This is a genomic window from Acinetobacter sp. 1124_18A (assembly GCF_052824995.1).
Genome location: NZ_VTDF01000002.1, coordinates 55,975 through 75,920 on the forward strand (window position 1 = coordinate 55,975; position 19,946 = coordinate 75,920).

Annotated in this window: 20 protein-coding genes; 14 read left to right on the forward strand and 6 right to left on the reverse strand. The window is 36.4% G+C overall.

Going from position 1 to position 19,946, the window contains the following annotated elements:
• The first annotated feature begins 11 nt into the window (after positions 1-11).
• The 8 genes from FY048_RS04790 (at position 12) to FY048_RS04825 (ending at position 9,995) form a co-directional block, all read left to right on the forward strand.
• On the forward strand, positions 12-767 hold the full coding sequence (locus FY048_RS04790; RefSeq protein WP_003651898.1) for an SDR family NAD(P)-dependent oxidoreductase: 756 nt from the start codon (positions 12-14) through the stop codon (positions 765-767).
• A 44-nt stretch (positions 768-811) separates the two neighbouring features.
• Complete coding sequence (locus tag FY048_RS04795) at positions 812-1,723, forward strand: SDR family NAD(P)-dependent oxidoreductase (protein ID WP_446090336.1); 912 nt, start codon at positions 812-814, stop codon at positions 1,721-1,723.
• A gap of 2 nt (positions 1,724-1,725) precedes the next feature.
• Complete coding sequence (locus tag FY048_RS04800; RefSeq protein ID WP_446090337.1) at positions 1,726-2,187, forward strand: MaoC family dehydratase; 462 nt, start codon at positions 1,726-1,728, stop codon at positions 2,185-2,187.
• Positions 2,188-2,196: 9 nt separating this feature from the next.
• The gene (locus tag FY048_RS04805) at positions 2,197-4,020 is read left to right on the forward strand and encodes an acyl-CoA dehydrogenase (RefSeq protein WP_446090338.1); all 1,824 of its coding nucleotides are present in this window, start codon (positions 2,197-2,199) and stop codon (positions 4,018-4,020) included.
• A gap of 213 nt (positions 4,021-4,233) precedes the next feature.
• On the forward strand, positions 4,234-5,607 hold the full coding sequence (locus tag FY048_RS04810; protein ID WP_446090339.1) for a long-chain fatty acid transporter: 1,374 nt from the start codon (positions 4,234-4,236) through the stop codon (positions 5,605-5,607).
• Positions 5,608-5,675: 68 nt separating this feature from the next.
• A complete protein-coding gene (locus FY048_RS04815) occupies positions 5,676-7,316 on the forward strand; it encodes an AMP-binding protein (protein ID WP_446090340.1) in 1,641 nt (546 codons plus the stop codon).
• An 84-nt stretch (positions 7,317-7,400) separates the two neighbouring features.
• Positions 7,401-8,285 (forward strand): bile acid:sodium symporter family protein, encoded by an 885-nt coding sequence (locus FY048_RS04820; protein ID WP_446090341.1) that lies wholly within the window; start codon positions 7,401-7,403, stop codon positions 8,283-8,285.
• A 369-nt stretch (positions 8,286-8,654) separates the two neighbouring features.
• The gene (locus FY048_RS04825; protein ID WP_348950679.1) at positions 8,655-9,995 is read left to right on the forward strand and encodes a hypothetical protein; all 1,341 of its coding nucleotides are present in this window, start codon (positions 8,655-8,657) and stop codon (positions 9,993-9,995) included.
• An 11-nt stretch (positions 9,996-10,006) separates the two neighbouring features.
• Here FY048_RS04825 and FY048_RS04830 read toward each other — a convergent pair whose 3' ends face one another.
• Positions 10,007-11,038, reverse strand: coding sequence for a helix-turn-helix domain-containing protein (locus FY048_RS04830; RefSeq protein WP_446090342.1), 1,032 nt, complete (start codon positions 11,036-11,038; stop codon positions 10,007-10,009).
• An 807-nt stretch (positions 11,039-11,845) separates the two neighbouring features.
• Between FY048_RS04830 and FY048_RS04835 the strand changes: the two genes are divergently transcribed.
• Positions 11,846-12,400 (forward strand): TetR/AcrR family transcriptional regulator, encoded by a 555-nt coding sequence (locus FY048_RS04835; protein ID WP_446090343.1) that lies wholly within the window; start codon positions 11,846-11,848, stop codon positions 12,398-12,400.
• A 124-nt stretch (positions 12,401-12,524) separates the two neighbouring features.
• Here FY048_RS04835 and FY048_RS04840 read toward each other — a convergent pair whose 3' ends face one another.
• Complete coding sequence (locus FY048_RS04840) at positions 12,525-12,917, reverse strand: tautomerase family protein (protein WP_017389709.1); 393 nt, start codon at positions 12,915-12,917, stop codon at positions 12,525-12,527.
• Between the two features lie 94 nt (positions 12,918-13,011).
• Here FY048_RS04840 and FY048_RS04845 point away from each other — a divergent pair, with 94 nt between their 5' ends.
• The 4 genes from FY048_RS04845 to FY048_RS04860 all read left to right on the forward strand — a co-directional run bounded on the left by FY048_RS04845 (position 13,012) and on the right by FY048_RS04860 (position 16,194).
• Positions 13,012-13,866 carry a LysR substrate-binding domain-containing protein gene (locus FY048_RS04845; RefSeq protein WP_446090344.1) on the forward strand — a complete coding sequence of 285 codons (855 nt, stop codon included), beginning with the start codon at positions 13,012-13,014 and terminating at the stop codon, positions 13,864-13,866.
• A 443-nt stretch (positions 13,867-14,309) separates the two neighbouring features.
• A complete protein-coding gene (locus FY048_RS04850) occupies positions 14,310-14,870 on the forward strand; it encodes a hypothetical protein (protein ID WP_348950687.1) in 561 nt (186 codons plus the stop codon).
• Between the two features lie 187 nt (positions 14,871-15,057).
• On the forward strand, positions 15,058-15,249 hold the full coding sequence (locus FY048_RS04855; protein WP_446090345.1) for a hypothetical protein: 192 nt from the start codon (positions 15,058-15,060) through the stop codon (positions 15,247-15,249).
• 231 nt (positions 15,250-15,480) lie between these two features.
• Positions 15,481-16,194, forward strand: coding sequence for a DUF2314 domain-containing protein (locus FY048_RS04860; protein ID WP_446090719.1), 714 nt, complete (start codon positions 15,481-15,483; stop codon positions 16,192-16,194).
• A gap of 157 nt (positions 16,195-16,351) precedes the next feature.
• Here the strand turns inward: FY048_RS04860 and FY048_RS04865 are convergent, their stop codons facing one another.
• The 3 genes from FY048_RS04865 to FY048_RS04875 form a co-directional block, all read right to left on the reverse strand.
• A complete protein-coding gene (locus FY048_RS04865) occupies positions 16,352-17,218 on the reverse strand; it encodes an alpha/beta hydrolase (protein ID WP_427959341.1) in 867 nt (288 codons plus the stop codon).
• Positions 17,219-17,460: 242 nt separating this feature from the next.
• The gene (locus FY048_RS04870) at positions 17,461-17,688 is read right to left on the reverse strand and encodes a hypothetical protein (protein ID WP_446090346.1); all 228 of its coding nucleotides are present in this window, start codon (positions 17,686-17,688) and stop codon (positions 17,461-17,463) included.
• A gap of 67 nt (positions 17,689-17,755) precedes the next feature.
• Positions 17,756-18,055, reverse strand: a complete 300-nt coding sequence (locus FY048_RS04875; RefSeq protein ID WP_446090347.1) for an NAD(P)H-dependent oxidoreductase — start codon at positions 18,053-18,055, stop codon at positions 17,756-17,758.
• A 191-nt stretch (positions 18,056-18,246) separates the two neighbouring features.
• Between FY048_RS04875 and FY048_RS04880 the strand changes: the two genes are divergently transcribed.
• On the forward strand, positions 18,247-19,143 hold the full coding sequence (locus FY048_RS04880) for an AraC family transcriptional regulator N-terminal domain-containing protein (RefSeq protein ID WP_426454030.1): 897 nt from the start codon (positions 18,247-18,249) through the stop codon (positions 19,141-19,143).
• 111 nt (positions 19,144-19,254) lie between these two features.
• Here FY048_RS04880 and FY048_RS04885 read toward each other — a convergent pair whose 3' ends face one another.
• Entirely contained in the window at positions 19,255-19,866 is a 612-nt protein-coding gene (locus tag FY048_RS04885) for a TetR/AcrR family transcriptional regulator (RefSeq protein WP_151744934.1), read from the reverse strand.
• Positions 19,867-19,946: the final 80 nt, after the last annotated feature.

Below are 19,946 nucleotides of genomic sequence, written 5' to 3' on the forward strand. Positions count from 1 at the left end.
GAGGAATAGCAATGTACGAACATTATTCAGGTCAAGTGGTCTTAATCACAGGTGCGGCGAGTGGATTTGGTGCATTGCTGGCAGAGCAACTGGCAAAGTATGGTGCAAAATTAGTGTTGGGTGACTTGAATATTGAAGGGTTAAATACTGTAGTTGAACCGCTACGCCAAGCAGGAGTGGAGGTGGTTGCGCAAGTGTGTGATGTCAGCTGTGAAGCAGATGTACAGGCTTTGGTGCAAAGTGCAGTTACTCAGTTTGGTAGAATCGATGTCGGGATCAATAATGCAGGTATGAGTCCGCCGATGAAAAGCTTTATTGATACCGATGAAGCAGATCTGGATTTGAGTTTTGCCGTCAATGCCAAAGGTGTGTTCTTTGGAATGAAGCATCAAATTCGTCAGATGTTGCAACAAGGTGGTGGCATTATTCTGAATGTTGCTTCTGTTGCAGGTTTAGGCGCGGCTCCCAAATTGGCTGCCTATGCTGCGGCAAAGCATGCTGTGGTGGGATTAACCAAAACAGCAGCGATTGAATATGCAAATAAAGGCATTCGAGTTAATGCAATTTGTCCATTTTATACAACCACCCCGATGGTGGTCGACAGTGAACTCAAAGAGAAACAAGACTTTTTAGCGCAGGCCTCGCCAATGAAGCGTCTTGGCCATCCAAGCGAAGTGGTGGCAATGATGTTGATGATGTGTGCCAAAGAAAACTCATATCTCACAGGTCAAGCCATTGCAATTGATGGCGGCGTGACAGCTTATTAAAACATTTATTAAATACATCTTATTCATTTATTTAGGAAAAAATCATGACAATTAATTTAAACAATCGAGTGGCTATTGTTACAGGTGCAGGCGCTGGTCTAGGGCGAGAACATGCGCTGTTACTGGCTCGTTTGGGTGCAAAAGTGGTCGTGAATGATCTGGGTAGTGATGTAAACGGAAAGGGCGGCTCAACCATGGCGGCCCAAAAAGTCGTGGATGAAATTATTGCAGCGGGTGGCGAGGCGATGGCAAATGGCGCTTCAGTCACTGATATTGAACAAGTTCAACAGATGGTAGATGAAACAATTGCCCGCTGGGGTCGTGTGGATATTTTAATTAATAACGCTGGAATTCTTCGAGATAAAACCTTTAGTAAGATGTCACTAGATGACTTCCGTACAGTAATTGATGTGCATCTCATGGGGGCGGTAAATTGCACTAAAGCTGTATGGGATATCATGCGTGAGCAAAAATATGGTCGTATTGTCATGACCACTTCATCCTCAGGTTTGTACGGCAATTTTGGGCAGTCCAACTACAGCGCTGCAAAAATGGCCTTGGTTGGGTTAATGCAGACGCTTGCCCTAGAAGGTGAAAAATCTAATGTGCGGGTGAACTGTCTAGCACCAACAGCTGCAACTCGTATGCTTGAAGGTTTATTACCCGAAGACGCACTCAAAGCCCTTGCGCCAAGTGCCGTCAGTCCTGCAATCGCGACTTTGGTTAGCGAAGATGCGCCTACCCGTATGATTCTTTGCGCTGGCGCAGGTAGTTTTGAGGCAGCACACATCACCCTCACACAAGGAATTTATTTAGGTACAGATGAACAAGTTCCTCATGTTTTAGCACAACGTTTAGCTGATGTTTCGGACCGAACAGATGAGTTTGTGCCTGTCAGAGGAGGCGCTCAGGGTGAGCTTGAGCTGAAAAAGGCTTCATTAATGGCAGGAGAATAATTTTGACAAAAAATACATTAAGCATCGAGCAACTCTTTGAGTTACAAGGCAAGACACTCGGTAGCTCAGACTGGATTGCAATAGAGCAAACCATGATCAATACCTTTGCTGATGTAACACTGGATCATCAATTTATTCATGTGGATGAAGAAGCTGCTCGTCAAACTCCCTTTGGTGGCACGATTGCACATGGTTTTTTAACGCTATCTTTACTTTCAGCTATGGCTGCCCAAGTCATTCCTACTGTACAAGGGCAGCAATCTGCCGTGAATTATGGCATCAATAATTTGCGTTTTATCAGCCCTGTACATAGCGGTAAGCGTGTGCGCGGACATTTTCACTTAAAAAATGTTTCTGAAAAAAATAAGGGAGTTTATCAATTGATCATGGAAGTCACGATTGAAATTGAAAACCAAGCCAAGCCAGCACTTGTTACAGAGTGGCTTACACTTGTGAACGTATAGGAATAAACCATGAGCAATGAATTAATTCTCTCTCGCCGTGATGTAGATTTTTTGCTATTCGATTGGCTAAAAGTTGAAGAACTTAGTCAACGCAATTCTTTTGCAGGACAGGACCGTTTTGAATATACGTCTGTTTTAAACGTTTACGAGGCTTTGGCAACTGATTTATTTGCTCCTCATAATAAAAAAAATGACAGTAACGAACCTGTTTTTGATGGTGAACGTGTGACTGTCAATCCTGAAGTCGGAGTCGCGCTTAAAGCCTTTGCTGATGCGGGTTTGATGAGTGCAGCTTTTCCATCAGATTGGAATGGTATGAACTTACCCAATACCATTGAGCGTGCAGGTATGGCATATCTACTCGGTGCCAATTCAGGAACAGCAGGCTATGCCTTTTTAACCATTGGTAATGCAAATTTATTAATGGCCCATGGTGAACCTAAAAAAGTTAAACCCTATGTCAACGCCATGATGGAAGGTAAATGCTTCGGAACGATGTGTTTATCTGAACCACAAGCAGGTTCAAGTCTGGCTGATATTCGTACACGTGCGATTAAAACAGAAGAGGGTCGTTATCGCTTGTTTGGAAACAAAATGTGGATTTCAGGTGGCGAGCACGATATCTCTGACAATATTGTTCATTTAGTTTTGGCAAAAATTCCAGATGAAAATGGACAATTACCAGCAGGTGTGCAAGGCATTTCTTTGTTTACCGTACCGCGTAAATTACTCGATGAAAATGGACAGCCAAGCGAACGCAACGATGTAGTGTTGGCTGGGATTAACCATAAAATGGGCTATCGGGGAACAGTCAACTGCGTGCTGAATTTTGGGGAAGGTCGTTTCACACCCGAAGGAGAAGCCGGTGCAATTGGCGAGCTAGTCGGCGAAGCTGGTAAAGGGCTGGCCTATATGTTCCATATGATGAATGAAGCCCGAATTTCGGTTGGACTTGGGGCGGCAGCATTGGGATATACAGGTTATCTGCATGCTTTAGATTATGCAAAAACCCGAGTACAAGGTCGCTCTCGTAGCGAACGTAATCCAAGTTCTCCACAAATCCCGCTCATTCAACATGCAGATGTCCGCCGTATGCTGTTGGCGCAAAAAGCATATGTCTCAGGTGCATTGGCACTGTGCCTATATGCAGCCCGCTTAACCGATGATATCCACTCACTTGAAGATGCCGAGCAGCGTAATCAAGCCAATCAATTACTTGATCTATTAACTCCGGTGGTGAAAAGTTGGTCTTCTGAATGGGGACTTGTAGCAAATGATTTAGCAATTCAAGTTCATGGTGGTTACGGTTATACCCGTGAATATAACGTTGAACAGTTTTATCGGGACAATCGACTCAATCCAATCCATGAAGGAACATTTGGTATTCAGGCACTCGATTTATTAGGACGTAAAACTCGTCTTAATCAGGGGCTGTCGATGAAACTATTACATGAAAAAATCATGAATACCATTGCACACGCCAAAGCAGAGCCTTCTTTAAAGGATCATGCAGATCACTTAGCTCAAAAGTGGCAACTCATCCAAAATGTAACAGTGAAATTACATGCCTTAACCGATGTAGAACTCCAACTGGCAAATGCCGCCAATTATCTGGAAGCCTTTGGGCATCTTGTGGTGGGGTGGTTATGGCTTGATCAAGCAGTAGTCATTCATAAACTCATGCCAAATTCAACAGACCCTGATTTTCTGCATGGGAAGCTTGCAGCTTGTGATTATTTCTTTGGTTGGGAAATGCCAAAAATTATAAGTTGGTTAGCGGTACTTGATCCGGTAGAGACGACTCCACTCACTATGTCGGAAGAATGGTTCTAGTAAGAACCATTCCTTAAACCTGCCGTTGAATAGGCAGGGGAAGGACCTAAGTTTATTGAAGATGTGTTATGTCGCGGTATCAATGGGAGATGTGGAATCAGCCAGTTTATTTGAAGTTACCTAATAAGAACCACCATGTAGAAACAAACTTCGGGCGTTCGGTATAAGAGCGCCCTAATAAGTAAAAATAAAAAATCTAGGACGGATTAAAAGATGGAAAAGAAAACTTTAGTCATGGTAATGGCTTCATTTTGTACGAGCCCAATCTATGCAGCAGCATTTGATCGAACAGGACAATCAATTTCTGCATTTCTACAACCTGATAATTATTTTGAGGCAAGTTTATCTGTTTCAGACACTTCGTTAGAAGGACAAGAAGCGGGTACAAACCCAACGCGTAATGCTATTTCTGATATTGCAAATTCTGATTATCGTCCCAGTGCAGCTTTGAAATTACAGTTAGCCCCGCAGTTTTCATTTGGCTTTCTTTATGATCAGCCATTTACATCCGACTCAGAATATTATGGAAAGAACAGCTTTGTTGCTAATCCGAACGATACGGTTTTAGTACCAGGCATTAATTCTGCAACACTTGCCCAAAAGACAGGTGGAAAAGTCATAACAGGGAACACCAAATCGAATTTTGTTATGCAAAATTTTAGTCTGATTTTTGGTTATCAACCGAATAAAAACTGGAATTTTTATGCAGGCCCTGTTTATCAGACTTTTAAAAGTAACATCAATTTAAGAGGTCAAGTTTTCAGTTTATATAATGGCTATGACTTTGACGCCAAAGAAGTTGGAGATTGGGGGTGGACGGCAGGATTGGCTTATCAAATCCCCGAAAAAGCCATTAAAGCCTCATTGACCTATCGTTCAGAAATTATGCATGAAGTGACTGCCAATGAACATGTGCCCATGGTTGATATGCTAAGTACGCAGCAAGGTCGTGATTTTCTTGATCAGCATTTGGCGTATATGGTTTCTATTGGACAACTCACTGAATCACGTAAAGAAGCACTCAATCGTATTGTTGCTGGCTTACCAGATGCAGGAACGTCAGGTCCAACTAAATTTAGAGCACCTGAGTCAGTGAATTTGGAATTTCAGACCGGATTACGCAAAGGTACTTTATTGTTTGGTAATGTGCGTTGGGTTCACTGGAATGATTTTGAGTTTAAACCATATCGTTTTGGCGAAATCTCAGAAGTTGTTGGGGTTTTATCAACACCAAGTCGTCCAAATGGTTTTAATCTGGTTCGCTATTATGACGATCAATGGTCTGCCAATCTTGGAATTGGGCAACGTCTAAGTGACAAATGGTCAGGTTCAGTTTCTGTTGGTTGGGATTCTGGTGCAGGTGAGCGTGTATCTACAGGCGGGCCAGCGAAAGGTTATTACAGTGTTGGTCTTGGTGCGCAATATAGTCCAACTTCAAAATACTTTATTTCAGGTGGAATGAAGTATCTATGGCTCGGTGATGCCAAAGGTCAGCTTGGTGCTCAGGCAGGCAGTGAATATTATGTCGGTGAATATAAAAATAACTATTCAATTGGTTATGGTTTGAAAATTGGTTATAAATTTTAACTTAACAATAATGACATAGATGACACAGAAGAAAATCGAAATTCCTCTCTATCATAAAGGACGATAAGATGACAAATCAGATCTGGTTAGATGAATATAAGCAATGGAATATTGAAAGTACAATTACTTTGCCTGATGAACAAACTTCACTTCTCGATTTTTGGGACAACAGTTTTAATAAGTTCCAGCAAAGAAATGCGTTCATATTTGCAGATAAATTTTTTTCTTATGATGAAATCGATTTATATAGCCGACAAGTAGCAACATTCTTGCAAAGTTTAGGGCTAGAAAAAGGTACACGTGTTGCCGTAATGATGCCCAATATTATTCAATATCCGATTATTTCACTTGCCGTGATTCGCGCAGGTTACATTCTGGTCAATATTAATCCACTCTATACCGCACGTGAATTAAAGCATCAATTAAATGATGCAGGCGCAAAAGTCTTATTTATATTGGAACAGTTTTTACCTGTTTATGAGGCTATCAAAGAGCAAGTGGCGGTTGAGCAGATTATTACCACCACGATGACTGAAATGTTAGTCGAACAACCTGTTGAATTAGACGCATCAGATTCAAAAAACTATAGTTTTAAGCAAATCTTATTAAAGGTAAATGCCCAAGACTATATACGTCCTGAACTTGTTCTAGATGATACTGTGCTTTTGCAATATACGGGTGGAACAACAGGTATATCAAAGGGTGCGGAATTAACCCATAAAAATATTGTCGCCAATTTATTACAAAATAATGTGGTTTTTAAAAGCTACTTTGGTGACCGAGATGCTCTTGAAGATGAAATAGCGATCTGTGCTTTACCGCTTTATCATATTTTTGGTTTTACTGTCTGTTTATTGCACAGTGCAATGAATAAAGGTTATGCCACTGTTTTAGTTCCAAATCCGCGTGATTTAGATGCTCTCGTGCATTGTTTTGAAAAATATCGTCCTACAGTTTTTCCTGCTGTAAATACTTTATTTAATGCACTGCTTAATCATGAAGGCTTTAATAAATTGGACCACAGCCGTTTAGAAATTACCACAGGCGGCGGTATGGCAATTTTAAAATCCACCGCCGATGGATGGGAAAAACTGACAGGACGTATTATTCGTGAGGGATATGGCTTATCAGAAACCTCACCAGTTGCTACTTTTAACCCACCAATCTCTAATCTGTTTAGTGGCACGATCGGTATTCCTGTACCGAGTACGGATATTGCTATTTTGGATAATGAAGGTCATCAATTAGCACCCGGTGAAACTGGAGAAATTGCAATTCGTGGCCCGCAGGTCATGAAAGGTTACTGGAATTTGCCTGAAGAAACTAAAGCGGTCATGACGGATGATGGTTTCTTTAGAACCGGTGATATTGGTTTCATGAATGAAAAAGGCTATACCAAAATTATTGACCGTAAGAAAGACATGATTTTAGTTTCAGGTTTTAATGTTTTTCCAAATGAAATTGAAGAAGTTTTGGCTCAACACCCAAAAATTTTGGAAGTCGCTGTGGTCGGCATTGCAGATGAAAAATCGGGTGAAGTGCCCAAAGCCTTTATTGTTAAAAAAGATGATTCTTTATCGGTTGAAGAAATCCAGACCTATGCAAAAGAAAACCTGACAGGCTACAAACAACCACGCTATATTCAATTTATTAATGAATTACCTAAGTCGAATGTGGGTAAAATTTTAAGAAAAGAACTAAAGGTTTAATAAGAATTTTTAATTTTTTAATTAAAAACATAAGCGTATGGGACTAGAAGGTCCATCAATAAATGGAAAAAAAGGAATGAGATTATGGGTTCAGGATTAATTACCGTATTTTTACCAATTGCACTTGCAATTATTATGGCTGGTTTAGGTCTAGAGCTGACCGTAAATGACTTCAAACGTGTACGACAACACCCCAAAGCAGTCTTTATCGCATTATTTTGCCAACTGGTTATTTTAGTCAGTATTGCTTTTATTATTTGTAAGATTCTTGCTTTACCACCAATGCTTGCTGTGGGATTAATGCTACTTTCTGCGTCACCGGGCGGGCCAACTGCTAATTTATTTAGTTATCTCTATAAAGGTGATATCGCTTTAAATATTACTTTAACGGCTATAAATTCGGTGATTGCTGCCTTTACACTTCCATTAATTGTGAATTTTGCAATACAACACTTTATGGAAAATGGACAAAATGTAGGTTTGCAATTCTCTAAAATCATACAAGTTTTTCTCATTATTTTAGTGCCCGTGGGTATTGGGATGTTAGTCCGTCATTTTTCACCGCATATGGCTGAAAAGCTTAATAAACCTGTGCGTATTTTTGCTATTGTTTTTCTCGTATCCATCATCATATTGGCAATTGCGCGGGATTACCAAAATCTGATGACGTATATTGGGCAAATTGGATTGGCAACTTTGCTGTTCTGCGTATGTAGTTTAATGGTTGGCTATTTTGTTCCACGATTATTCGGTGTAAATAGCTTTCAGGCAAAAGCTTGTGCGTTTGAAATTGGGATTCATAACAGTACCTTAGCCATGACCATTGCTTTTACAGTAATGGCAAGCAGTACGGCCGCTATGCCAGCAGCAGTTTATTCATTATTTATGTACATTGTTGCAGCAATCTTTGGCACCTTGCTAAATCGTCTAGAAAAGAAAGAGATGGCACAAATATCAACTACTACCTAAAACTAAAACTAAAACGACTTCAAAAAAAGATCCTTTAATTCAAAATTAAAGGATCTTTTTTTTGTGGATTTAACTTTAAGGATTGGTGTCAATTGGCAAGAGGCTGTTTTCAACCAAGTAATAGGATCAAGCGCATGATTCAACGCATATTCGGTTTGCAGCAGTTGATACAGATCTTCAATTAAGGGGGAGGAAAAATCAGTAAAAGGGTATTGGCTACCACTTCATTTCAAAGAAGTAGTTTAGAAATATTCTTTTGTCGCTAAATGCGACCTCTTTAGAGAAAAATGTCCTTCATAGCGACTTATCTATAAAAATATTTTGTCTATCATTATTGGTATTGCTAATAACAAAATGTTAGGAGGACATATGTATAAAGCAATTAATTTTATCGCGAGTCTTTGTTTAATTACAGTTGGGTTGAGTGCATGCGGAGATAATTCGAGTGAAGAAAACGTCACAATCACTCCACCAGTTGAAACAAGTGATTGTTTTTGGCAAGGCCCCTATGTAAAAGAAAATCCGGCCACTAACTTTGCTTTTCCTGATACTGGCAGCGCATATTGGAGCGCTAAATATAGCTTACCTGAAGGTGCTGTACTTCGACTAAAAGGAGATTTCCCTTACGCTCGATATATGTCTATGAATAGTTATAAAGCTGATACTTCACCTGCTGATGCTATTAGTGATAGTACAATTATTCCTAATAATAATGGCGTTAATCCATTTGTTGATGGTAGTGCTAGAAACAATTCAAATCGGTCATACACCTTAACCGTTGCGGCTGGCGAAGCCCCTGCAAGTCGGGCTGCAAATACGATGTATGATTACGCTAAAGATGGAGCAGCAGCTGTACTGCTTTATCGAGTATACATACCAAATAAAGGGAAAAACTTATTAGGTGGTGTAAGCCTACCAAAAATTGAGTTAACCACACGGCAAGGACAAGTATTAACTGGACAAGCAGCCTGTAATGCATTGAATAGTGATAATAAGATACTTAGTATTCCATTTATTCCAGCAGAAACATATGCTCAAGTTCGTAAAAACAATCCTGCTAAAGATGTTCCTATATGGCGTTCTAGTTATAACACCGCCTTTTCACTCCAATGTGATTTTGGTGGGAAATGCGATACTAACCCTGTTCGAAGCGTAGCTTTTTATGCAAATTTGGATAATCAGTACATAGGCACATTCTTAGATCGTAGTATTAAACCAATTGTTGTTATTCGTGGCAAAATTCCACAAGTACCAAAAACATTTAATGGCGAGGATCGCTTTGATAGTAAAAATGCACAACTCCGTTACTGGTCAATGTGTCAGAATGAATATTACTCTCAGAAAGTAACTGATTGTTTATTTGATGAAAATATTACAATTAATCCAGATGGGAAATATACAATTGTTACGGGACTTAGTAGTGATCGCCCAAGCAATGCAACCAAAGAGTGTGGTGTAGACTTTTTGAAATGGTCTGAAAATGGAGATGGATTCTCGATTGCTCAAGGTCGTACAGACAATAAAAATGATGCGAGAATTGTTATCCGTAATATGTTGCCATCGAGCAATTTCCATAATGCAGTTCAAAATACGAAAACCCCAGGAGACGAAAGTACTGTACTAGGCGAGTACTTACCACAAGCGCAATACTTCACGAAAGCAGAGTTTGAAGCTCTAGGATGTAATGCATACCAAAAATTAAATTTCTAATGAAATAAATATTATGGGGCGAGATGAAATATTCTCGCCTTATATTCTTTTGGAGTCATCCCAAACCAAATTTGAAATGCTTTTAGGAATTGGCTTTTTGCTTTATAGCCCAACAAGGTACTTATTTGTTGAGAGGTAAACTGTTCAGTTTCTAGATATTCAATGACTCTTTTTTTTCGTATTTCTAAGAGAATGTCATTAAAAGTCGTACTTTCATTGTTTAATCGTCTTTGCAGTGTTTTGATACTAATATTCATTGATGTGGCTATATCTTTAATATTAGGTAATAGAAAACCTAATGTCGTACAAAGCACCAAACTTACTTTTTCTTTATAAGAAATTTCTGGAAACTGTTGCTCGATTGAGTTTATGAAAGGATTGATAATTATTGGTGAATCTAACGAGATATGTTTAGTCGAATCATAAATTAATTGGTTTTTTTCTTTTGAAAATAGTGGGTATGCTTTAAACATTTTTAAGTAAATATCTAAATGGACAACATCTGGCTTATGTTGAAATTCGATTTGATCCGGCCAAAAGTTTTGCAAATGGGCTATAAGTCGTGTAACTGCAAGCATAGATCCTTCAATTTGATGGTAACTAAAGAGTTCAGGTAAGTTGGGCTTAAATTTGATATTGATACTGTTGCCGGATTCTTGTAAATCAATAGAGACAACCTCTGTTAAGGTACTGAAATAATGAACAATTAATCGCACAATAAAAATAAAAGGTAAATCTATTTTTTTACTTAAGGCTGGCCCTAAGCTTAAGCTGATAATCTTATAAAAAGGTGAAAGTTTAATATCACCACTGTCGATCACTTTAAGACCTAGATTCGGTTCATTGGCAAGAGTTGCCATGTTTCTTATTTCTTGACTGATTATTTCGAGTGGAACTCGGTCCCCTGAGAAAGTTTCTAATGCAACCCAATCTTTAGAAATTGATTCAAAAAGCTCTTTTTTATCATTTTTGATTGCCCAAAGATAAAAACCTTTTCTATTGTTGGAAACAACATACTTATGAACACTAAATCCCTTTTTCATATTTTTAATAAGTTATTCTGAAAATCATAGATTACCCATTAAAACTATTAAAGAAAAGGGATGGACATGCCTGTTTTAATTTTGCCCATTTTTATAGTACATATCATTCTAATCATTATCTTTTTATTTAAAAATATATCTAGCTTGGTAAAAGTTATAGAGAGGACTTTATATTGATGTTGTAAAAGTAGAATTTAAATTGTTAAGCCAATATTTAAGGTTTTTCTTAATTGTGTAATTAAATGAAAAACAATAATTAATTAAATAATTTCTAGCCAATTTCACATTGACACCTTAATTTTTGAAGATTACCATTTGCGGGCTGGCCTACATCGCCAGTCGGTTTTGACGGACCGTTATTTCAACCACATCAGGATTATTTCTTCTGAGGAATAGTTTTGTGTGCACACCTCGTTCCCTCCCGTAGCGGTAGGACGGGAGTGGGACACTTTCGAGTGTGCTGGAGTTGAAACCAGTCCGTCAACCCGCTTCCGTTCTGCCACCATAAATTATAATGCTTTGGCAGAACTCCAAATAAAAAGGAGTTGGCTTTGTACATTCATTATTTCTTGGCAGCCATTGCCAAATTCTATAACGACACAACTTGATTCGTCTTTAAAACAGTTTGATGAGCTATAGGCTTATCGGACTTTAAATCATTTCGTTTAAAAACTTAGCAACAATAAAACTTGAGATGTGCCAAGCACAGTCTTTATGGCTTTGCTATGCCTTTTATTTGCTCAAAAAAGCGAAAGCATTTTTATCTCATTTATATACAACAAGAATTTATTTTAAAAAGGTAAAATTATGCCACATTCAGATCTCCCATTTCGTGCTTTAAGCGTGCTTCACACTTCAAGATTTCTCTTTAATAAATACGGCTTTCATAACGTCGGAGTAGACCGAATTATCGAGTCGGCAAAAGTGCCAAAAGCTACTTTTTATAACTACTTTCATTCAAAAGAACGTCTCATTGAAATGAGCCTGACTTTTCAAAAAGATGGCCTTAAAGAAAAGGTAATTTCAATCATTTATATTCAAAAAGAATTATCGCTTATTGAAAAACTTCGAAAAATTTACTTCTTACATGCCGATTTAGAAGGGCTTTATCATTTGCTATTTAAGGCTATTTTTGAAATTGCGAAAACACACCCAAAGGCGTATCAGGTCGTGATTGAATACCGAAACTGGTTGATCAATGAAATCTATAAGTTGCTTTTAACCACCAATGCAAATGCTTCAAAACAAGATGCACACATGTTTTTATTTGTGATTGATGGTGCGATGGTTCAGCTTTTAGACCCTAAGAAACCAGATGAAAGGGAGAGATTGCTTGAGTATTTTTTGGTGAGGTTGGGATAAAAAATGAAAAAGGTCATAATAAATGACCTTTTTATAATCTTTAAAAATAAGTTTCTTGTACTTTTTATAGGTAAGAATGATCATGGGGCCACTGCTCATACTATTGATACCATGATCTTAAAGATCATTTGTGATAATACAGATAATCTTGAGTTTTACCCCCATATCCATAAGCTCCGCCTCTACAATCAATTACATGGATATTTGAGTGTTCATGCAATTGATTTACATAACGGTTTAATAAAATAAATCCTTCTTTAATATAAGAGGCCTTTTGATCTTTAGTACAAGTTTCATCTGTGACAGTTACATCAATTTTGAATGAATTTTTTCCTAAACTCTCCAATGAATTAGAGCCAATAAACCATAAATCTCTTTGAATAAATTCGACAATAATCATTGTTTTACTTTTCTCTTTTATTAAAATTCTACAAGTCATTTCCGTAAGATTTTCTATGATAGAGACGACATCATAATCAGCTCGTTCTCCAGACAACAATAATTTGATAGCTGGCATTTTTTGATCTCCACAATATTTTTTCTAATAATAAGTTAATGCTGTATATGGTAAAATCAAATTTTAATGAATAATAAGTACGGTTTTTCCGAACATGAAATATTTTGATACGACGTTGCTCTCCACATTTGTTGTTGTCGCTAATTCAGGAACTATTTCTTCAGCATCGCCAAAACTAAATCTGACAAATTCAACAATAAGTGAACAATTATCAAAGTTAGAAGATTTTGTAGGAAAAAAATTAATGATTAGAGATAGGAGAGGAACATCTCTAACAGCAGAAGGTCAGTTACTTTTAATAGAAGCTGAGAATATTCTAATGTCATGTTCTCTTGCTTTGAATAAAATTAGAGGAATAAATATAGCTGGTGAATTCAGAATAGCAATAACCGACTATTTTAGGCCTAATGACTTAACTAAAATTTTAAAAAGAATCCAAAAAAAATTTCCTTTCTTAAAACTTCATATTTCAGTTGTAAAAAGTGAGGATATAAAAAATAATCTTTTTTCAAATAATTATGATTTAGCAATTTATATGGAATTTGAAGATGTAATAGAAGGAGATAATCAACCCATTAAATTATTGGAAGAGCCTCTATTTTGGGTCAAATCCCATGAGTTAGAAATAGATAATAGTCCTTTGCCTGTTATAACTATGTCATCTAGTTGCTTATTGAAAGATTTTACAGAACAGAGCCTTATTCAAAATAAAATTCCATTCTATATTGCCCATACAGCTACTGGTGTAAAAGGTATCACGGCAGCAGTTGAAGCTGGACTAGGAATATCTTGTCTAAATAAATCTGCTTTAAATGACAATATTGGGGTTATTAATTCAAGCTATAACTTACCAGAGCTACCAAATATTAGATTTATGCTTTATTTATATTCCAAACAAAACCCAACCACAGATATGATTAGTCAAATTTTAATAGAGGAGTTCACTTGAATGTCTTCTAAAATCAATTTTCTATTATCAGCAACCTAATTCTTGAGATATTTCTAGATAAAGTATTTATTACTTCGTATTAGTTAAGATCAAGTCTTATAAGCGACTTTAAAATTACTAACTAGAAGCTTCCTTTTTTATCTTTTATTGAGAACTTGACCCTGTATAAGGTAAACACTAGGATTGCGTTATAGTGAACGAAGTTTACATGAAGATCACATAAGATATTAAAAGCTCATCAAAAGATGGGATTTTTTGCAATGTAAATACAAGCTAGATATTAGTGAGAGATAATTTTAAGAAGCACAAAAACTTTGCCTGAAGAAGAATATTTAAAAACAAAAAGATTTTTTTTCATAAATTTTATTTGATATATTAGATTGCTTAAGAAAAAAAGCAACAAAGAAATTATCACTTTAAAATATACTAAATAGGAATTAATTATGACTGACAATATTATATCTCGCTCAACATCAATTGATGAAATCATTAATAAATTTAACGGTGAATGTTTAATTATTAATTGTCAATACTCTGGATTTTTGAAATTAGGAACTGGTTTAGATTCAGCTGGGGATGTAATAGCAGTTGTTTATGAACCCAATGAGCTTGAAGAGTGCATAGATGACAAAACTTGTATCTGGAAAATAACTGAAGATGATGATGGGTATTACTTCAAAAATGAACGTGATCCTGGTAACGAATTCTATTTATTTCGAGGGGCTGATAGAGATCAGGGCGATTATACGATTTATGGTGAATCGAAATGGCATGATGATAGAAAGAAACGAAGCCAATTTGGTTTGCATCATAAACCAATTGAGCATGGAGCTCCACCTGTTCCATTAAGTTACTATATTATAGTAAGTGATGATTCTTATTATGGGAGTGCTTACTATTTAAAATCAGGCGTGGCTAAAGACAAATGGGGGTGTCACCAAGTGTATGCCACACCAAATATGACTAATGATCAAAGAGACTTGTGGTTCCTTATACCTGCTTAGTATGAGAGCTGATGAGTACTACTGATGCAAGCACAGCTTAATTCAATGAATACTTAAACGATATTTATACCTTTAGCTTGAAACTGGGGTGTTATTTATAAATGCCTAATGATTTTAAGTATATGTTGGATTAATCATTGACCAGATATATATTGTTTTTTCTTTAATCATAACAAGAGGAAGAGCAATGTTTATTCAGCATGATGAATACATCATAAATACAGATCAAATTAATTATCTAAAGATTGGGACGAATGAGACCTCACTAACAATCTTTTTTGAAGGAAAGTCAAAAGAAGGTGGAGCTGGATTTAATCTTAAGCTTAATTTTGAGGATGAACAGGAATTAAGTGATTTTGTCGAAAAGCTTTTAAAATAAATTAAACCACCCAAGTGGCAGGTTTTATTTTTAACTCGCCTAGGAAATTACGGTACAGGAAGCCAGCTTTGATTTGGTCTTAGTGGGCTTTTCTTTTTTGAAAATTCTTGTTCACAGTTGAGAAATTTTAAGATTTTTAAATTTATCATAGTGTTAATATAAGCAAGTTTAATATTAATTAACTGTAATATGGGTTATATGAATAAATTGCATAAGAATGAATCTCCAGAAATGATTCTAGCTTTTGAGAAAGCTATAAGTACATTTAAATATTTTTGGCGTGAACTTTATTGGGAATATCGACGAATTGTTCCTGCTCTAGAACTGGCTTATGTGAAATGTGCATTTACCCAAGAAAACCTTGAGGATAAAAATCAACCTTTGATTGAGTATATGTGGATTGATCAAGTTGATTTTGATGGGAGTACAATTTCAGGAACTTTGTTAAACGAACCTTATATTATTGATAATGTGCAAGCTGGTGAGACCGTAAGGCTTCAATTTGAGTCCATAGTTGATTGGATGTTTTTGTCTAATGACACTGTTCATGGTGGGTTTACGATTCAAGAATATCGTAAAACTTTAGATGCAGTAAATCGTAAAGAATATGATGAGGCGTGGGGGATTGATTTTGGCAATCCTGATGAAATTTTTCTAGTTTATGACCAGAAAAATTATCCCGAAAATCTAGATGAACATCCCATGTGTAAGAGTATTTTGGATGAGTTCATAAATATTACAAATACAGATCCTACAATCATTACTGAAAAAGATGAAAGTGGTAATCAATTATTACATCGTGAAGTTATAGCCGGTAATTATTTATTTGTTCAAGAACTTTTAAGGTTGAATACTAATAAGTTAGAAGTGAATAATCAATCAGTGACTCCTTTAGATTTGGCTCATAAAATGGGGTGGACCAATATTGTAAATTTACTTAATTAGCTTTGACCCAAACCCTCTAATGGAGGGTTTTTTAATGGGTGAAATTTATGAAAAATAAAATCAGCTTTCAAGTCCTAATAAGAATTAAGTAAAGACTTAAATAAGTAGTTTTTAATCTAAATATACTTAAAAGCTTATCAGAGTACTAACTGAGATATTAAAGATTTGTATTATAGAAAGAAGCCAATTTGTCTACTGCTTGATCAACATGATCGGGTTGATCATACATGGTCATATGTGTTGCATGATCAACAAGAAATAGTTCTTTTTTAGTTTTGGCTAAATCATAGAAATGTTTACTGTGCCACAATGATTCAGCATCACTCCCCGCTATTAATAGTAGTGGCTGCTTAAGTAATTCTTGAATATTCTCTGTAGCATCAAATGCAATAATTTTATCTACACTTGAAAATAACAATTTATTCTGGGAATTTTTATGTTGTCCCCGAGAAGTTCTATAATATTCAGTCGCTTCTCGTAAATCATGTGGTGTATTCGCATCAGGTTTTTCAGGCACATAGTTGATATATACAGGTTCTGCACCATTTGCTTCTCGGGTTCTTTGCTGAGCAACTTGATCCAATAATTTTAATTGATCTGATAAAGTTCCGTCACCATGCCAGCCTTTACGGAATCCCAAACCAATATCAAAACCACTCACAGTACCCACTGCTTTAATACGATGTTCTGTCATTGCTGCATTAATGCTATATCCACCACCAGCACAAATGCCAAGTGCAGCAATACGATTTTTATCAACGAATTTCAATGTAGTGAGATAATCAATACCACTTCGAATATCTTCTACACGTTCAGTTGGATTCTCTAAAAATCTAGGTTCACCGCCACTTTCACCTTGGTGAGAGGCATCAAATGCTAAGGTGATAAATCCTTTTTTAGCCAGCTTTTGCGCATATAAGCCTGCGGTTTGTTCTTTTACACCACCACCAGGATGAGTCACAATAATTGTAGGATATTGTTTTTTCTCATTGAAGTTATCTGGTAAATACAAATTACCAGCCATTATGATTTGACCATTTTTGAAAGTTACATGTCGCATATTTTTTTGACTGATCTCTGTGCTGATCTTCGTTTTTATTTCTGCTGCAAGAGTGGATTGAGCAGTAAAAACCATGGTTACAAATGTTAGTGTTGAAATTAAAAATCCTTTTTTAACAAGACTGTGTGATTTGAATTTATCAGTTACTAGTCTTGTATTAAGGATATTAGAAATGTCATTTTTCATGCTATGAGCCTTATTCAAAATTAGTCAAAAATTTGGGATAGTTGTTGTTTTAGAGACTCGATATCATTGTTAATCTGTGGATTTTTCATGACATCGAAAAATGAAAATGTTGGTAATATTTCAACACCACAAAATTTGTAGTTTGCTGTGTTGTGAATAAATGCATCATCAACAGATCTACCTTCAAATAATTTTTGATTAGAATCATTAAATGCTTCTCGAGGAGCATTCCATGTTAGGGATAACATGTACTTTTTACCGAAAAGCTTTCCGCCTGTACCGTATTGCTTGATTGGATCCTGTCGAGTACGTCCATCACCAGTTAAAAAAACTTCCCTGTTTCATACCTTCAGTAAAAACTTCATCAATATATTTTTTATAGATCCATGGAGAGCCAAACCAATACACGGGAGACTGAGTGATGATTAAGTCAGCCCATAAGTGTTTATTCACTTCTTCATTGATATCATAGCCTTTTTCAACCTCGGTAAGCTGGATTTCACAATCTAGACCGAGCATTGTTTCTTTAATAATTTCAACTATTGAGCTATTTAATGTGCCAGTAGAAATACCTTCATAGAATTGATGTGTATTAATAATTAATACTTTTTTCATCATATATACCCTAAGTTTTATTTGCCTATTGAGGATATTAGTTTGCACTGGAGACGAAGAATTAGATTGCCAAATTTGCTTTAATTCTTGCCTAATATGATGAGAAGTGGCAAAAGCATAACTAATAAAATTTTAATCTGTTAATCTTAAACAGTATATTGATATCCTGATTTTGTGAGGAGCGGGCTAAAATGAATCGGTCTAGTGTAGATAATTTCCTCCTTTCTTTAGTTGAAGATATTGCTCAAAACGATGGGGACTATCCTACAGAAATTCCTGTATTATCTATTTATCGTCGCAGTACAGTTACTGATCCGATGCCATGTGTATTTGGCTTGGGTTTAGGTGTCACACTACAAGGCAGAAAGCGCGTAACACTTGGAGAAGATGTTTTTGATTATGGTTCTGGACAAGCACTTATTAATACGATTGATTTACCAGTTGTCTCTTATGTAACCCAGGCCACAATAACAGAACCTTATTTAGGATTACGCTTAGATCTGGATGCAAATTTAATTGTACAAATTGCTACGGAAATGAATGCTTCCAGAATTTACAAAGGTGGACCTTCAAGAGCGATGTCTGTTATAGCATTAGATGATGGGTTACTTGATGCCTTAATGCGTTTAATTAAACTTTTAAATGAACCTAACAAAATTCCATTTATTGCACCCTTAATTCAGCGAGAAATTATCATTCGGTTACTGGACGGTGAGCATGGTCCAATGCTCCAGCATCTTGCTGCTGTAGGCTCTCCAAGTCAGCAAATTTCTCAAGTAATTGCTTGGATGAAGTTAAACTACACAAATACTATTTTAATAGATGAATTAGCAGCCAAAGCGCATATGAGTTCATCTACTTTTAGACAGCATTTCCGTACTCTTACTGGATTAAGCCCCTTGCAATATTTAAAAAATTTGCGTTTGCAAGATGCACGGCATTGGATGCTTTATGAGGATATGGATGCTGGTAGTGCTGCTATACGCGTTGGCTATGAGAGTGTTAGTCAGTTTAATAGGGAATATGCCCGAATGTTTGGGGAACCTCCGCTCAGAGATATAAAACGCATGCGCAATCTAAGTAATTGAAATAATGTATTTATCTAGCTATTTAAACTAAATAGAAATGAATATTTTTGAATGAACATACTGTAGTAATTTAACTTATCCTTTATCGATAGTTTTTTAACTTAAAGGCAGCTAGTTTCCTGATACAGCTATCGCTGTTTTTAGCACATTATCGATCATGATATTGAGTTCATCATTACTCAAATGACTAAATTGTCCGTCAATAATTAAATAGCTTAGACCATGAACCATTCCCCAAGCTAACCTTGCCATGGTTTGACTCTGGGCAGCATCGACGGGGGCATCAAATGCTGTTGCCGCTGCGTATACCATTCCTGTATAGAATAAATTTGTCATAGATTTTAATTTTTCATCATCTTGAGCGACAGTAAACTGGCTATACATCAGTCTAAATAATGATGGATTTTTAATAGCAAAATATATGTATTCTTTTCCTGAATTTAAAAAACCGTCTTTGGGGTGGGTTGCATTATGAATAGCATGCGCCTGAGCTTCTATTAATTCTTCAAATCCATATATAGCTAAAGCTGTCAGTAGTTCTTCCTTATTTGCAAAATGTCTGTAAACCGCATTTGGCGATACACCAATCATGCGGGTCAGTTCTCGCATACTAAAATCAATACCCTGACTAGATTCTAATAATTGTAAGCCATTAATAAGTAAAGCTTCTCTTAAATTACCATGATGATAGCTAGAAGCTGGATTTGTGTTCGATGTTGACACTATACACATCCTCGTGTAGTTTTAATTATGTATACAGTGTATACATTTGTTGATACATACTGGAATTATACAAAAAATTA

Bases quoted from the DNA above. Each gene is read 5' to 3' on its own strand.
- FY048_RS04805 (WP_446090338.1), top strand. From the start codon at position 2,197: ATGAGCAATGAATTAATTCTCTCTCGCCGTGATGTAGATTTTTTGCTA.
- FY048_RS04810 (WP_446090339.1), top strand. From the start codon at position 4,234: ATGGAAAAGAAAACTTTAGTCATGGTAATGGCTTCATTTTGTACGAGC.
- FY048_RS04855 (WP_446090345.1), top strand. From the start codon at position 15,058: ATGTTTATTCAGCATGATGAATACATCATAAATACAGATCAAATTAAT.
- FY048_RS04825 (WP_348950679.1), top strand. From the start codon at position 8,655: ATGTATAAAGCAATTAATTTTATCGCGAGTCTTTGTTTAATTACAGTT.
- FY048_RS04880 (WP_426454030.1), top strand. From the start codon at position 18,247: ATGAATCGGTCTAGTGTAGATAATTTCCTCCTTTCTTTAGTTGAAGAT.
- FY048_RS04865 (WP_427959341.1), bottom strand. From the start codon at position 17,218: ATGGCTGGTAATTTGTATTTACCAGATAACTTCAATGAGAAAAAACAA.
- FY048_RS04850 (WP_348950687.1), top strand. From the start codon at position 14,310: ATGACTGACAATATTATATCTCGCTCAACATCAATTGATGAAATCATT.
- FY048_RS04830 (WP_446090342.1), bottom strand. From the start codon at position 11,038: ATGAAAAAGGGATTTAGTGTTCATAAGTATGTTGTTTCCAACAATAGA.
- FY048_RS04845 (WP_446090344.1), top strand. From the start codon at position 13,012: ATGAAATATTTTGATACGACGTTGCTCTCCACATTTGTTGTTGTCGCT.
- FY048_RS04870 (WP_446090346.1), bottom strand. From the start codon at position 17,688: ATGTTATCCCTAACATGGAATGCTCCTCGAGAAGCATTTAATGATTCT.
- FY048_RS04860 (WP_446090719.1), top strand. From the start codon at position 15,481: ATGATTCTAGCTTTTGAGAAAGCTATAAGTACATTTAAATATTTTTGG.
- FY048_RS04835 (WP_446090343.1), top strand. From the start codon at position 11,846: ATGCCACATTCAGATCTCCCATTTCGTGCTTTAAGCGTGCTTCACACT.
- FY048_RS04875 (WP_446090347.1), bottom strand. From the start codon at position 18,055: ATGAAAAAAGTATTAATTATTAATACACATCAATTCTATGAAGGTATT.
- FY048_RS04795 (WP_446090336.1), top strand. From the start codon at position 812: ATGACAATTAATTTAAACAATCGAGTGGCTATTGTTACAGGTGCAGGC.
- FY048_RS04820 (WP_446090341.1), top strand. From the start codon at position 7,401: ATGGGTTCAGGATTAATTACCGTATTTTTACCAATTGCACTTGCAATT.
- FY048_RS04840 (WP_017389709.1), bottom strand. From the start codon at position 12,917: ATGCCAGCTATCAAATTATTGTTGTCTGGAGAACGAGCTGATTATGAT.
- FY048_RS04790 (WP_003651898.1), top strand. From the start codon at position 12: ATGTACGAACATTATTCAGGTCAAGTGGTCTTAATCACAGGTGCGGCG.
- FY048_RS04815 (WP_446090340.1), top strand. From the start codon at position 5,676: ATGACAAATCAGATCTGGTTAGATGAATATAAGCAATGGAATATTGAA.